Genomic DNA, 12,564 nt, shown 5'->3' with positions numbered 1-12,564 from the left:
GTCCGTCAGTAAATCAGGTCGATCCCAACCGACACCGACACGAGCCCAAGCGCAAGCCCCCAAACACGCCACAACATGCGACATGCGCGGAAAATGTCCAAGGCTCCGATTTCGCGCTGAGCATTGCCATTGACCCATGCCAGATCCCGCACCTTGCCGTCATAGCTGCGCGGCCCGGCCAGGGCGACGTTCAAGGCGCGGGCCATGGCGGCCTCGGGCCAGCCCGCATTGGGCGAGATGTGACGGTGCGCATCAGCCAAGATTTCGCGCCAGCGCGACCACTGGCCCGACAGCGCCACGATCATCACGCAGGTCAGGCGGGCCGGGATCAGGTTCATCAGGTCGTCGAACCGGGCCGAAGCCCAGCCAAACGCGCGGTACGTTTCATTGCGATACCCGATCATGCTGTCGGCCGTGTTCACCGCCTTGTAGACCAGCAGCCCCGGCAACCCGGCAATCAGAAACCAGAAAGCAGGCGCGATGACGCCGTCGCTGAGGTTTTCAGCGGCGCTTTCGATGGCCGAGCGTGCCACCTGTGCCTCGGTCATGTCCTGTGTATCGCGTGAGACGATCATGGCCACCCGTGCCCGCCCCTCTGACAGCGAGGCCATCAGCCCTTCGCCCACGGCGCGCACATGGGTGACCAACGATTTTTGCGCCAACAGGATCGCGCAGACCAGGATTTCAATCACCGGCCCCAACAGGGACAAACCCCAGCCAAGCGCCCCTGCGCCGCAAACCAGCAGGACAAGCACACCCACCCCTTTTGAACGGCGCACGGCCCCGTGGTTCAAGCGTGTATCCAGCCAGCCGATCAGGTTGCCGATCATCACCGCCGGATGCCTGATGCGCGACCAGAACCAGTCGGGTTCCCCCAGTGCTGCGTCCAGACACATGGCACAGACCAGCATCAGGCCAGGGCTCACAGGGCGGCCTCCAACCTGTTCCATCCATCCTCGGGCGGGAGCCCAAGGCGCAGATAGGTTTCAGAATAGGGGAAGATGCGGCTCCAGATGTGGGACCGTGCCAGACGACCTTGCCAATGGGCGGCGTTGTCGACCTGATAAAGTCGGAACAGGCTGGTGCCGCCGATCACTTTGGCCCCTTTTCTCGTGACCAGCGCATCCAGCCTTGAGGCCTCGTCAGCCAGACGCGCATGCGTGGCTTCCGCCCAACGGTTGTCCATCAAAGCCTGTGTGCCGATCCGCAAGGCCGGACCGGATACCGACCAAGGGCCGGTCAGATCGTTCAACCGGCTGATCATATCCGGCCGTCCGATGGCAAACCCCAGCCTTACCCCGGCCAGCCCCCAGAATTTGCCAAAACTCTTCAGCACGATCACGCCGGGGCGGTCTGCCAGATGGATCAGGGACTTGTCAGGCATGACGTCGCAAAAGCTTTCGTCAATCACGGTAAGTGGTGCCGATACGTCGCTTTCCTGCCAGATACGCCCGTCCGGGTTGTTTGGATGTACGATCACGCGGGCGTCGCTGGGCCCGTCTTGCCGTACCTTCCACCCCTGCGCCGAAAAGGCGGCGGCGTGTTCGTTATAGGTGGGCGGCGTGATCTGTACCGTACCCGTCGCGGCCAGAGCCGGCAGACGCGCGATGATCGCCGACGCTCCGGGCGCGGGCAGGATCGCGGCACGCTGCGGCACGTTCCAGAACCGGCGCGCGGCATCGCTGAGCCGTTCGAACGCCCCGTGATCCGGCAATTCGGCCCAATCCCCGGCCGTCAGGCCGGACACGGGATAGGCATGTGGATTGATGCCGGTGGACAGGTCGATCCAGTCGGTGCGTTGCCCACCATATTTGACAATTGCCTTGTCCAACCCGCCGCCGTGGTCACGAACCGCGCGTGGATTCAGACTTTCATCGAATGTGCTCATCTGCTCTCTCTGCGAGAAATTACCGCTTTTGGACCGCTTCAAGCGGATTTTCGCCTCTTACACAAGCAAATCCGCCTGTTCACGGGCCTGTGGGGCTGCTGTTAACACTTTGTTAAGGAAATAACGAGATCACGGACCATGGGGGTCGGCACCACTCACCATACCAAGTGCCGAGGTTGTTGCAAATGAAAGTTCTGATTGTTGAGAGTAATCCCGACCTTGGTCGGGTCTGGAAAAGGCATCTGGAACGGCAGGGCGCCGAGGTCACGCTGGTCGAGACGCAGGAAGCCGCCATTCTGGCGCTGTACGGCACGGATTTCGAAATCATCGTGCTGGATCTGGTTCTGGAAACTGGCAGTGCACTGGCTGTGGCCGATTTCGCAAGCTATCGCCGCCCCCAGGCGCGGGTGATCTTTGTCACCAACACCACCTTCTTCTCGGATGGATCGATATTTGCCCACAGCCCGAACGCCTGTGCTTATGTGCAAAGCGAAACACCGCCAGAGGATCTGGCGGCGATGGTCGAGCATTACGCAGCAGGGCGCTGATCGCGGCGGTGCGGTTCTGTGTAATCCAGCACCGGGTTAACCGGAATGATCCGGTGCGGATTGATGCTGTCATGGCTGTAGTGATAGTGGCGCACGATATGGTTCATGTTCACCGTGGGCGCCACGCCGGGCCATTGGTACAGTTCACGCGTATAGGCCCATAGGTTCGGGTAATCGATCAGGCGCCGCTTGTTGCATTTGAAGTGCAGATGATAGACCGGATCAAAGCGGATCAGCGTCGTAAACAGCCGCCAGTCAGCCTCGGTAATCCGATTACCCATCAGGTAACGGTTCCGGGCCAGACGATCTTCCAGCCAGTCCAGCGTGTCAAACAACGGGCCCACGGCGGCGTCATAGGCCGCTTGCGAAGTGGCAAAGCCGGACTTGTAGACGCCGTTGTTGACGTCTGTATAGATGCGCGCGTTGACCTCTTCGATTTCATCGCGCATCGCTTCGGGCCAGTAGTCATCGGTATTGCCGGTGACCCCGTCGAAGGCCGTATTGAACATGCGGATGATTTCCGAGCTTTCGTTCGACACAATGGTTTCCTGCCGCTTGTCCCACAGGATCGGCACGGTCACGCGCCCCGAATAGGCTGGATCGGCTTTGGTATAGATCTGGTGCGCAAAACCCAGCCCGTAAAGGTCATCTCCCGTCGCGCCGTGAGCGTCTGTTTCAAAGGTCCAACCCTGATTCAGCATGTCCGGATGCACGACCGACACCGAGATCAGATCGCTCAGCCCTTTCATCTCGCGAAAAATCAGCGTGCGATGGGCCCAGGGGCAGGCATAGCTGACGTAAAGGTGATAGCGCCCGGGTTCTGCTTTGAACCCGCCTTTGCCTGATGGCCCCGCCTCGCCGTCAGCTGTCAACCAATTGCGAAACTGCGCTGCGCTGCGCTTGAATGCACCGCCCGTGGACTTGGTATCATACCAGGTATCGTGCCATTTTCCGTCGACCAGCAGGCCCATGTCTTTTCCTCCGCATGTGCGTTTCGAAAAACATAGGGCCAGGGCTTGCATCTTCCTATGCGAGCGCCCGCGCAAATGCTCTGCATCCGCGCACAGTCGAGTTCGGGATTTCTGTGCAACAAACCTCGGCTGGATCGTGTTTCTGTGACGTGGTTCACTGGATTTTTACAACTTATCCCGCACAATAGAAGTCATTCACGGGGGAACGGATTAATGAGTACCTATGTTTCAAAGGAAATACGCGCCGAGTTGGACGCGGCCCGAATCGCCACATTGAAAAAAGCCAGCCGTTTACGAGTGGAGATGGGCGACAATACCTACAAAATACTCAAATTGTGGAAAGACGGTTTTACGGTTGAGGCGGAAACCACGCCGCGCCTGCGCGGGCTCGTCGATATCTTTGACGGGGCCAACCACCTCTATCAATGCCTCATCGTCGCGGATGAGGATGAAGGCGGTGAGATGCGGTATGAATTCAAACGCAGCACGGCCGCCCATGACAGCGCGCCGCTTGACTTTTACCGCGCGCCCGATGCGCCGATCGCCCTGCTGGGGCGGGACGACTAGGGGCGAATTTCAACCGGTATTCCGATTTGGCCCGGGTTTGGTCGATGCCAAAAGCCAGCGGTGCCAGCCTAAAGACAGGCACGCGCGGGCCAAAGCGGCCTCAACCAAGTCAACCGGCACCTGTGAAAACAGGGCAGGGCTTTCAAGCTCTGGCCGGCACGTACTTATTGCAGATCCCCGAAAGCACGTTTCAGCCGCAGGCAAGCTTCCTCGACCCGCGCCCGTTGAGTGGCGAGGTTGAACCGTTCAAACGTTTCTCCTCCAGTGCCGAAACCCGGACCTGACGATGTGGCGATCCGCGCGTCCTCGCGCAATCGGCGGACAAATTCAGCGTGATCCATGCCGGTGCCCGAGAAATCGACCCAGGCCAGATAGGTCGCCTGCAAGGGCATCGACCAGAGCCCCGGAATCTCGGTGATGGTCTGATCGAACAGACGCCTGTTTCCCTCCAGATGCGCGATCTGGGCATCTACCCATTCGGCCCCTTCGGGGCTGTAGGCGGCGGTGATCATCGCCACGCCCAACGCGCCGGGATCGTAATCCAATGTTTGCAGCCGTTGCTTCATGGCCGCGCGCAGTTTGGGATCGGGAATGATCATGTTGCCGGTCCGCTGCCCGGCAATGTTGAAGGTCTTCGACGCCGCAGTCAGCGTCACGGTCCACGGGCGTGCATCCGGGGCCGCCACGTCCATCGGCACAAATTTGGCGCCGGGATAGACCAGATCGTGGTGAATCTCGTCCGATACCAGGATCAAACCGTTCCGTTCGGCAAACGCAGCAACGGCTTGCAACTCGTCGGGCGTCCAGACACGACCCGACGGGTTTTGCGGCGAACACCACAGCAGCATCTTCTCGGACCCGTCCAACCGGGACTGGGCGTCGTCCAGATCCAGGCCGTAACTTTCCCCGTCCCGCACCAAAGGGCATTCCACGACCCGGCGGCCGGATTTGTTCACCTTGTGGGCAAACTCATGGTAAACGGGGGTAAAGATCACGATGCCATCACCGGGATCGGTCCAGACATCCAGCGACAGGGCGATTGCATTGCCCAAGCCCTGGGTGGTCAGAATCCAATCCGTGTCGATTTCCCAATCGTGGCGGGTTTTCATCCACCATTGAACCGAGGCCAGATAGTCCGGGTGCATCCATGAATAGCCGAACACGCCGTGATCTGCGGCTTTGCGCACGGCCTCGATCACGCAGGGTGCCGTTTTGTAATCGGAATCGGCCGTCCACATGGCCAGACCGTCCTCGGGCGAGACGCCATACAGCATCTCCATCTTGTCCCATTTTGAACTGTTGGTGCCCCGGCGGTCGATCAGGTCGTTGAAAGTCATGTCTGCTCCATTTTCTCGACCGAAAGCTAACCGCAAATCGGGCAGGTGCAAGGGGGGCGTTGCGGCGCGGGGCGGGATGGCCTAAATCAGCCTCATGAAACGCACTATCCTGATCCATCCCGATCCCCGCCTGAAAAAGGTCTGCGCGCCCGTATCCGACCTGACGGACGAGCTGCGCACGCTGGCTGACGACATGCTGGAAACCATGTATGACGCGCCCGGGATTGGCCTTGCCGCCCCGCAGATCGGTGTGCTGGAACGGTTGATCGTGCTGGATTGCATCAAGGAAGAAGGCGAGACCCCGCGCCCGCTGATCATGTTCAACCCCGAGGTCATCGCCTCTTCCGAGGAAACCAATGTATACGAAGAAGGATGCCTGTCGATCCCGGATCAATATGCCGAAGTGACCCGCCCCAAGGTGGTCGATGTCACCTGGATGGACGAGAAGGGAAACCTGCGACAGGAGACGTTCGACGGTCTTTGGGCCACTTGCGTGCAGCATGAAATCGACCATCTGAACGGCAAGCTGTTCATCGATTACCTCAAACCGCTGAAACGGCAGATGATTACCCGCAAGATGCAAAAGCTCAAACGTGAACGGGCGCGCGCATGACCGTCCGCACCTGTCTGCCCTGGCCTGACAAACGCTTGCGCACAAAGGCGGATGAGGTGACTGAAATCACCGATGACATTCGCCGGATTTGGCAGGACATGATCGACACGATGGAGGCGATGCCCGGTGTCGGTCTGGCCGCGCCGCAGATCGGAGTGATGTTGCGTCTGGCCGTGGTCGATGGGTCGGCCGAGCGGGGCAAGGCCGTGCGTCTGGCGAACCCGGAAATCCTGCACAGCTCGATCGAACTGCGTGAACATGAAGAAGCCAGTCCGAACCTGCCGGGCGTGTCGGCCAAGGTAAAACGCCCGCGCGCGGTGACTGTCAAATTCCTGAACGAGCAGGGCATGGTGGACCGTCGCGATTTTGTCGGCATCGAGGCCACCAGTGTCCAGCACCAGATCGACCATCTGAATGGCCGGATGTATTTTGACCGGCTCAGCAAGGTCAAACGCGACATGCTGCTGCGCAAAGCCAAGAAATAGGGTTAAAGATGCGCGTTGTTTTCATGGGAACCCCTGACTTCTCGGTGCCGGTTCTGGATGCGCTGGTCGAGGCCGGGCATGAGATCGCCGCCGTCTATTGCCAGCCCCCGCGCCCGGCGGGGCGGGGCAAGAAGGATCGCCCGACACAAGTCCACGCGCGGGCCCTGGCGCTGGGTCTGGACGTGCGTCACCCAACCTCGCTGAAACCGGCCGAGGAGCAGGACAGTTTTGCGGCACTGAACGCGGATGTGGCGGTGGTTGTGGCTTATGGGCTGATCCTGCCCCAGCCCATCCTCGATGCGCCGGCTCATGGCTGCCTGAACATTCATGCTAGCCTGCTGCCGCGCTGGCGCGGGGCGGCTCCGATCCACCGCGCGATCATGGCGGGCGATGCGCAAACTGGCGTCTGTATCATGCAAATGGAGGCGGGCCTTGATACCGGCCCCGTTCTGTTGCGGCAGGCCACCGATATCGGGCCCGAGGAAACCACTGCGAAACTGCATGACCGGCTCTCGGCGATGGGCGCGGCCTTGATCGTTGAGGCGTTGGCAAAGCTGCCCGGCCTGACCCCTGATCCGCAGCCCGAGATTGGTGTCACCTATGCCGCCAAGATCGACAAGTCCGAGGCCCGCGTGGACTGGTCGCGCCCGGCGGTTGAGGTCGATCGGCAGGTCCGCGGGCTGTCGCCCTTTCCCGGGGCCTGGACCGAGATCGACGGCAACCGGGTAAAACTCCTCGCTTCGCGTCTGGCCGAAGGGCAGGGCGCGCCGGGCGAAGTTCTGAATGACGATCTGTATGTGGCTTGCGGGCAGGGCGCCATAGAACTGCTGCGCTTGCAAAGGGCGGGCAAAGGCGCGCAGGATAAGGAAACGTTCCTGCGGGGCTGGCCAATCCCGATCGGCACCCGGATGTCTTCGGAGTAAAGCCATATGTTCATGGTGATGATGGGCACTGTCGTGATTGCCGGGATCGTCGGGTATCTGTCCGAACAGACCGGTTTCACCCATAACGGCTATTTGCAATCCATCATCATCTGTGTGGGCGGGGCGTTCCTGTTCTATTTCGTCCGTATCATGTTCGGTATCAGCTTTGGTCCTCCGGGGCTGGATGCGGTGATTTCCTCTGTTGGTGCCCTGATCATCGTGCCGACCCACTGGAGGAAGTGACATGCCAATCGTCGCCCTGATCATCATCGGTGCAGCGGCAGGGTTTCTGGCCACCCGCCTGATGCGGATCGAGGCGGATATCCCGACGACCATGTTGATCGGTATCGTGGGGGCCCTGATCGGAGGGGCGCTGCTGCGGTTTCTTGTTACCGTTATGGGGTGGCTGTCTGGTTTTGTCGGGGCGGTTCTGGGCGCGTTGCTTGTGATTTGGATCTGGCAGACCTACCTGCGCCGCTAACCCCTTGACCCGGTGCCCTTCCTCCGTCCAGATCACATTCAACGAAAAAGGGGAATGATGATGCCGTATGATTTGAAGCCGGGTGATGTCGCTCTGATGGGTGTTCCTTTGGATCTGCATTCCTCGTTCCTGCAAGGGCCGGCCTTCGCACCCGGACGCATCCGCGAAGCGCTGCATTCCGGTGCCGCCAACCTGACCGCCGAAGATGGTACCGATCTGGGTGAAAGCGCCAAATTCAGGGATACCGGCGATCTGGATGTGTTCGAAATGCGCGGGCAGGAACCGATTGACCGGATCGAGGCCGAAGCGGCGAAGCGGATCGCAACCGGCGCACGCCTGTTGTCGCTGGGCGGCGACCATTCCGTGGCCTATCCGCTGATCAAGGCCCATGCAGATCGGTACGAAGGCCTGAACATCCTGCATATCGACAGCCACCCGGATCTGTACGACACGCAGGATATCGGCCCGCTCGGCCATGGCTGCCCCTTTGCGCGGGTGATGGAGACCTGCCCGGTCAAGCGTCTGGTGCAGGTCGGCATCCGCACCATGAACGCCCATCAGCGCGAACAGGCCAACAAGTTCGGCGTCGAGGTGATCGACATGCGCAACTGGCGCCCCGACTTGCAGATTTCATTCGATGGCCCGGTCTATCTGTCCCTTGATCTGGACGCGCTGGACCCGGCCTTTGCCCCGGGCGTCTCGCACCATGAACCCGGTGGGCTGAGCACGCGCGAGGTTATCGACCTGATCCACCGGTTCAAAGGTCAACTGGTCGGGGCGGATATCGTCGAGCTCAACCCGCATCGCGACCCCTATGGCATGACGGCGATGGTGGCCGCGAAATTCGTCAAGGAAATCGGCGCGCGCTTGCTGAACGGTTGACTTACCGTTCGTCGCACACCGTCGCAGACCCAAGTGCCGGAGCACCCCTGGTGGTCAAATCGAACCGGTTCGCCTCGGCGGCGGTCATCCAGTGGATGCTGTCGGCCGGGGCTGCGAACAGAGTGTACCAGTAAAACTCCTCGTCCACGCCGATATCCTTGAAATAGTCCAGGTATCGGTCATGTTCGGGATCGTTCTCGGGCAAGTCGGTGGCCACCAGACCCGACCCGGCCCAGCTGTGGACACCGACACAAGCCCCCGGTTGCAGCACGCGGCGGTTTCCGGCCAGGAACAGATCGGTGCCGCCGCTGGCAACCAGACCGTTCGATGGAACAACGGTATCGAACCCGGCCCTGTGCACTTCGCGGGCGAAGATGACATTGGCGTCATCATCAACCGATCCTTCAATGTATTGCAGAACCAAAGTGCGGGCTTCGGGGTTTTGGGCTGTCACTTCCTCAAAGGCAGACAGCGTTGTCTCGTCAATCGTGCCCGAGGCGATGATCTGGTCGCCCTGCGCAACAAAACTGACAGGGGTGTAATACGCGCCGCATGAGGCGAGCAGGGCCAGGCAGGCTGTGATGGATGCAAGTCTGAATGTCACGTTGGCCTCCGGGCTGTGCTTTCAAAAGGGGTATCAGCCAGCCGCTTTGGCGTCCACTATCGGGCTCAATTGCGCGGCGGCCGGCTTTTGTAGACCGGCAATTGCCAGCCAAACATCAACGACCCGGCACGCAACGCCCAGCACACCAAGGCGCAGAGAGCCAGAGAAAACGCAGGCTCTGTCCCCAATCGGGCAGCCAGAACCGCCGTCAGGGCACCTGTAAAGGCGCAGGACACATAAAGCTCACCTTGTTTCAGCACCAGCGGCACTTCGTTGCAGACCACATCGCGCATCAGCCCGCCCAGGCATCCGGTCGTCACACCCATCAAAACGACAATGACCCCGGACTGATCCAGCGACAATGCCGCGCCGGTTCCGGCCGCAACAGCCACTGACAGTGCAAAACTGTCCAGCCAGACCAGCCAGTTATAGCGGCTTTCCACCAGATGTGCGGTAAAGAACACCAGGACCGACGCCGCGACTGCGATCAGGATGTAATCCGGCTGCCCGACCCAAAAGATCGGGTGACGGTCCAGCAAAAGGTCTCGTACAGTGCCGCCCCCGACGGCAGTCAGGCAGGCCATGAAGGCAAATCCCACCAGATCCAGCTGGGCACGGCTGGCCACCAGTGCCCCCGTCAACGCGAAGATCAGAACCGAGGCATAGTCCAGCAGCGTCAGCGCGGTCACGCCTGTGCCTTTTTCGGTTTGAACGGCGCCATTCCGGCCCGGGCCAGCTCATCAGCTTTTTCATTCTCGGGGTGGCCTGCGTGGCCCTTGACCCATTCCCATGTCACATCATGCCGTTCCTGCGCCTCATCCAGACGCTGCCAAAGATCGACATTCTTGACCGGTTTCTTGTTCGAGGTTTTCCAGCCGTTGCGTTTCCAACCGAAAATCCAGCCGGTGACGCCGTTCTTCACATAGGCGCTGTCGGTGACGACGGTTATCTTCGACGGTCGCTCCAGCGCTTCAAGGGCGCTGATGGCGGCCAGCAATTCCATCCGGTTGTTGGTCGTCTCGGCCTCACCCCCGTTCAGCTCACGCTCTTTCAGAACGCTGTCCCCGTCCATCGCGCGCAACAGCACGCCCCAGCCTCCGGGGCCGGGGTTTCCGGAACAGGCACCGTCTGTATAGGCAAACAATTCAGGCATGGGCGAACACCAGGATATATCCGTCATACGATCCGGCCAGGCCTTTGCCCATGCCATGGACTGCGCGGTCAATCGTGAACCCGGCCTTGTTCAAGGCATCCTCGATCTCGGCCTCCGTGTAATAGGAATAATAACGATCCAGATCATCCCGATGTTCACCAGTGCCCAGCTTCATCCCCAGAAACAGCTGTCCACCGGGTTTCAGAGCCCTGTGGATCGCATTCAGATGCCGCTGGAAATCAGCGCGCGGCGCGTGCAGCAGGGAAAAGCTGGCGTAAACACCGTCATATTCGGCTGTCTCGGTGACGTCATCGAACGTACCCAGATAAGCATCCACACCGTTTTCCCGCGCATGTTCGACAAAGGCCGGCGTTGCATCCAGCGCGCGAACCTTCAGCCCCTGACGCATCAGGAACCCGCTGTCCGATCCCGGCCCGGACCCCAAATCCAGCACATAGCTGCTTGGGCCGACCGCATCAGCAAAAGCCTGTCGGGCCTCAAGCTGCTCGGGCGGCAGAGGGATCTTCAGATATTCCGCCACCCTGTTGGTATAAGCGGTGATCGTACGTTCATCGGTCACAGATAGACTCCGACTGCAAGACTGGCCAATACGACCGCGGTCAGCAGGATGCGCAACCGCATCCACCAGACCGGTGTCAGGCGCCAGTAGGAAAACAGGGCATCCAGCAACAACAAACCAGCGAACCCATACATCAGATTGGTGCCCGCATTCACCGGCCCACCACCTGTCATGGCAAAGGCCCAAAGCGCGGGCAGAACCGACAACAGATAACACAGGGCCGCCTTGCTGCCCGATGTCTTGGTGGCAAAACCCCAGAGTACACCGGACATGAAGCTGAGGATGACTGATCCATAGAACAGTTGCACATAAGGGCCCACGAAACGCGGGCCAAAGGTTTGCGCGCCCCAGGCATTCAGATCGCCATTCAGATAGGTCAGGGCGCCCCAGATAAACGGGATCAGTCCCGCCAGCCCCAGATAGAGAGGCGCTTTCGGCACTCCGTTCACGCCGGTTGCCTCAACACGCGGGGAACTTTGAACTCGACGTTTTCAACGGCGGTCTCGACCGGCTCGACGGTGACATCATAATGCGCGCTGAACGCTTCGATCACCTCGTTTACCAGAACCTCCGGGGCCGACGCGCCTGCGGTGACAGCCACGGTCGAGATACCCTCGAGCGCGCGCCAGTCAATCTCGGTGGCGCGCTGGACCAGCTGCGCGTACTGACACCCCTCGCGCGAGGCAACCTCGACCAGACGGCGCGAGTTCGATGAGTTCGGCGCGCCCACTACCAGCAAGGCATCCGCCTTGGGGGCCACGGCTTTCACCGCTTCCTGCCGGTTGGTGGTGGCGTAACAGATATCTTCCTTGTGCGGTCCGACAATGGCCGGGAACCGGGCCTGAAGGGCGGCGATGATATCCTTGGTGTCATCGACCGAAAGGGTGGTTTGGGTGACAAAGGCCAGCTTATCCGGGTCACGCACCTGCACCGTGGCCACGTCGTCCACGGTCTCGACCAGCAGCACATCGCCCTCGGGCAGCTGCCCCATGGTGCCCACGGTTTCGGGGTGGCCCTTGTGGCCGATCATGATCATCTGCAACCCCGCGTCCGCGTGGCGCTGCGCCTCGACATGCACCTTGGAAACCAGAGGACAGGTGGCGTCCACATAGATCATCTCGCGCTGGGCAGCCTCGGCGGGAACGGATTTCGGAACACCATGGGCGGAAAAGATCACCGGGCGGTCATCGGGGCATTCATACAGTTCTTCGACAAACACAGCCCCTTTGGCGCGAAGGCCGTCGACCACGAATTTGTTGTGCACGATCTCGTGGCGCACATAGACCGGTGGGCCCCATTTCTGCAAAGCCATCTCAACGATTTTGATGGCACGGTCCACACCGGCGCAGAACCCGCGTGGGGCGGCAAGGTATAGTGTCAGTGGCGGCTTTTTCATCAGGCTGTCTCCTTGTGGCACAGGTAAGTCTTTTCCCGGCCTTGGTCCAGACAGGACATCGTCATTCATCTGACACGAATCGTTGTTACTCGGGTGATGTTTAAGCACCTGTACCTTGTTAAAGAAGCGCGGCCAG

General features: G+C 60.4%; 18 protein-coding genes. 8 read left to right on the top strand and 10 right to left on the bottom strand.

Annotated elements, in window-relative coordinates; genetic code table 11:
* Window positions 1-5: 5 nt before the first annotated feature.
* Together cbiB and cobD are read right to left on the bottom strand one after the other, a co-directional pair.
* Window positions 6-926, bottom strand: coding sequence for an adenosylcobinamide-phosphate synthase CbiB (gene cbiB, locus GS611_RS17520; RefSeq protein ID WP_171637594.1), 921 nt, complete (start codon window positions 924-926; stop codon window positions 6-8).
* Complete coding sequence (gene cobD / locus GS611_RS17515; protein WP_171637592.1) at window positions 923-1,888, bottom strand: threonine-phosphate decarboxylase CobD; 966 nt, start codon at window positions 1,886-1,888, stop codon at window positions 923-925. The genes cbiB and cobD overlap by 4 nt, the downstream gene beginning before the upstream one ends.
* Before the next feature lie 185 nt (window positions 1,889-2,073).
* Here cobD and GS611_RS17510 point away from each other — a divergent pair, with 185 nt between their 5' ends.
* On the top strand, window positions 2,074-2,436 hold the full coding sequence (locus GS611_RS17510; protein ID WP_117869888.1) for a response regulator transcription factor: 363 nt from the start codon (window positions 2,074-2,076) through the stop codon (window positions 2,434-2,436).
* Here GS611_RS17510 and GS611_RS17505 read toward each other — a convergent pair.
* Complete coding sequence (locus tag GS611_RS17505) at window positions 2,418-3,407, bottom strand: glutathione S-transferase family protein (RefSeq protein WP_171637590.1); 990 nt, start codon at window positions 3,405-3,407, stop codon at window positions 2,418-2,420. The two genes, GS611_RS17510 and GS611_RS17505, sit on opposite strands and share 19 nt — an antisense overlap.
* 213 nt (window positions 3,408-3,620) lie before the next feature.
* On the opposite strand from GS611_RS17505, the gene GS611_RS17500 reads away from it, so the two are divergent.
* A complete protein-coding gene (locus GS611_RS17500; protein WP_171169191.1) occupies window positions 3,621-3,974 on the top strand; it encodes a hypothetical protein in 354 nt (117 codons plus the stop codon).
* A 164-nt stretch (window positions 3,975-4,138) separates the two neighbouring features.
* Here the strand turns inward: GS611_RS17500 and GS611_RS17495 are convergent, their stop codons facing one another.
* Window positions 4,139-5,311: a MalY/PatB family protein gene (locus GS611_RS17495; protein ID WP_171637589.1), complete on the bottom strand. Its 1,173-nt coding sequence runs from the start codon at window positions 5,309-5,311 to the stop codon at window positions 4,139-4,141.
* Between the two features lie 94 nt (window positions 5,312-5,405).
* On the opposite strand from GS611_RS17495, the gene def (GS611_RS17490) reads away from it, so the two are divergent.
* Genes def (GS611_RS17490) through speB form a run of 6 tightly spaced genes read left to right on the top strand, consistent with a single transcriptional unit; the run spans window position 5,406 to window position 8,695 of the window.
* Window positions 5,406-5,924 carry a peptide deformylase gene (def, locus tag GS611_RS17490; RefSeq protein WP_171637587.1) on the top strand — a complete coding sequence of 173 codons (519 nt, stop codon included), beginning with the start codon at window positions 5,406-5,408 and terminating at the stop codon, window positions 5,922-5,924.
* On the top strand, window positions 5,921-6,409 hold the full coding sequence (def, locus tag GS611_RS17485; RefSeq protein ID WP_171637585.1) for a peptide deformylase: 489 nt from the start codon (window positions 5,921-5,923) through the stop codon (window positions 6,407-6,409). Before def (GS611_RS17490) ends, def (GS611_RS17485) begins: the two co-directional genes overlap by 4 nt.
* 8 nt (window positions 6,410-6,417) lie before the next feature.
* On the top strand, window positions 6,418-7,332 hold the full coding sequence (fmt, locus tag GS611_RS17480; protein WP_171637583.1) for a methionyl-tRNA formyltransferase: 915 nt from the start codon (window positions 6,418-6,420) through the stop codon (window positions 7,330-7,332).
* Window positions 7,333-7,338: 6 nt separating this feature from the next.
* Window positions 7,339-7,575: a hypothetical protein gene (locus tag GS611_RS17475; RefSeq protein ID WP_170344822.1), complete on the top strand. Its 237-nt coding sequence runs from the start codon at window positions 7,339-7,341 to the stop codon at window positions 7,573-7,575.
* A 1-nt stretch (window position 7,576) separates the two neighbouring features.
* Complete coding sequence (locus GS611_RS17470) at window positions 7,577-7,813, top strand: GlsB/YeaQ/YmgE family stress response membrane protein (protein ID WP_171637580.1); 237 nt, start codon at window positions 7,577-7,579, stop codon at window positions 7,811-7,813.
* A gap of 54 nt (window positions 7,814-7,867) precedes the next feature.
* Window positions 7,868-8,695 carry an agmatinase gene (gene speB, locus GS611_RS17465; RefSeq protein WP_253285120.1) on the top strand — a complete coding sequence of 276 codons (828 nt, stop codon included), beginning with the start codon at window positions 7,868-7,870 and terminating at the stop codon, window positions 8,693-8,695.
* A gap of 1 nt (window position 8,696) precedes the next feature.
* Here speB and GS611_RS17460 read toward each other — a convergent pair whose 3' ends face one another.
* The 6 genes from GS611_RS17460 to ispH all read right to left on the bottom strand — a co-directional run bounded on the left by GS611_RS17460 (window position 8,697) and on the right by ispH (window position 12,428).
* Entirely contained in the window at window positions 8,697-9,299 is a 603-nt protein-coding gene (locus GS611_RS17460; protein ID WP_171637578.1) for an alpha/beta hydrolase, read from the bottom strand.
* A 65-nt stretch (window positions 9,300-9,364) separates the two neighbouring features.
* Window positions 9,365-9,988 (bottom strand): trimeric intracellular cation channel family protein, encoded by a 624-nt coding sequence (locus GS611_RS17455; protein WP_171637576.1) that lies wholly within the window; start codon window positions 9,986-9,988, stop codon window positions 9,365-9,367.
* Entirely contained in the window at window positions 9,985-10,452 is a 468-nt protein-coding gene (gene rnhA / locus GS611_RS17450) for a ribonuclease HI (RefSeq protein WP_152457071.1), read from the bottom strand. The genes GS611_RS17455 and rnhA overlap by 4 nt, the downstream gene beginning before the upstream one ends.
* Window positions 10,445-11,032, bottom strand: a complete 588-nt coding sequence (locus tag GS611_RS17445; RefSeq protein WP_171637575.1) for a methyltransferase domain-containing protein — start codon at window positions 11,030-11,032, stop codon at window positions 10,445-10,447. Before GS611_RS17445 ends, rnhA begins: the two co-directional genes overlap by 8 nt.
* Window positions 11,029-11,481 (bottom strand): DUF3429 family protein, encoded by a 453-nt coding sequence (locus GS611_RS17440; RefSeq protein WP_171637574.1) that lies wholly within the window; start codon window positions 11,479-11,481, stop codon window positions 11,029-11,031. The genes GS611_RS17445 and GS611_RS17440 overlap by 4 nt, the downstream gene beginning before the upstream one ends.
* Window positions 11,478-12,428: a 4-hydroxy-3-methylbut-2-enyl diphosphate reductase gene (gene ispH, locus GS611_RS17435; protein ID WP_171637573.1), complete on the bottom strand. Its 951-nt coding sequence runs from the start codon at window positions 12,426-12,428 to the stop codon at window positions 11,478-11,480. Before ispH ends, GS611_RS17440 begins: the two co-directional genes overlap by 4 nt.
* Window positions 12,429-12,564: the final 136 nt, after the last annotated feature.

This window comes from Ruegeria sp. HKCCD6119 (assembly GCF_013110585.1).
Classification (GTDB): domain Bacteria; phylum Pseudomonadota; class Alphaproteobacteria; order Rhodobacterales; family Rhodobacteraceae; genus Ruegeria.
Note: the sequence above shows the minus strand (reverse complement) of the source record. Positions and strands in the feature narration are given on the sequence as shown.

What these genes read in the sequence shown, in the direction of transcription:
- GS611_RS17505 (WP_171637590.1), bottom strand. Translation starts at nt 3,407, where the DNA reads ATGGGCCTGCTGGTCGACGGAAAATGGCACGATACCTGGTATGATACC.
- rnhA (WP_152457071.1), bottom strand. Translation starts at nt 10,452, where the DNA reads ATGCCTGAATTGTTTGCCTATACAGACGGTGCCTGTTCCGGAAACCCC.
- GS611_RS17495 (WP_171637589.1), bottom strand. Translation starts at nt 5,311, where the DNA reads ATGACTTTCAACGACCTGATCGACCGCCGGGGCACCAACAGTTCAAAA.
- def (WP_171637587.1), top strand. Translation starts at nt 5,406, where the DNA reads ATGAAACGCACTATCCTGATCCATCCCGATCCCCGCCTGAAAAAGGTC.
- GS611_RS17510 (WP_117869888.1), top strand. Translation starts at nt 2,074, where the DNA reads ATGAAAGTTCTGATTGTTGAGAGTAATCCCGACCTTGGTCGGGTCTGG.
- GS611_RS17470 (WP_171637580.1), top strand. Translation starts at nt 7,577, where the DNA reads ATGCCAATCGTCGCCCTGATCATCATCGGTGCAGCGGCAGGGTTTCTG.
- cobD (WP_171637592.1), bottom strand. Translation starts at nt 1,888, where the DNA reads ATGAGCACATTCGATGAAAGTCTGAATCCACGCGCGGTTCGTGACCAC.
- def (WP_171637585.1), top strand. Translation starts at nt 5,921, where the DNA reads ATGACCGTCCGCACCTGTCTGCCCTGGCCTGACAAACGCTTGCGCACA.
- speB (WP_253285120.1), top strand. Translation starts at nt 7,868, where the DNA reads ATGATGATGCCGTATGATTTGAAGCCGGGTGATGTCGCTCTGATGGGT.
- fmt (WP_171637583.1), top strand. Translation starts at nt 6,418, where the DNA reads ATGCGCGTTGTTTTCATGGGAACCCCTGACTTCTCGGTGCCGGTTCTG.
- GS611_RS17500 (WP_171169191.1), top strand. Translation starts at nt 3,621, where the DNA reads ATGAGTACCTATGTTTCAAAGGAAATACGCGCCGAGTTGGACGCGGCC.
- GS611_RS17475 (WP_170344822.1), top strand. Translation starts at nt 7,339, where the DNA reads ATGTTCATGGTGATGATGGGCACTGTCGTGATTGCCGGGATCGTCGGG.
- ispH (WP_171637573.1), bottom strand. Translation starts at nt 12,428, where the DNA reads ATGAAAAAGCCGCCACTGACACTATACCTTGCCGCCCCACGCGGGTTC.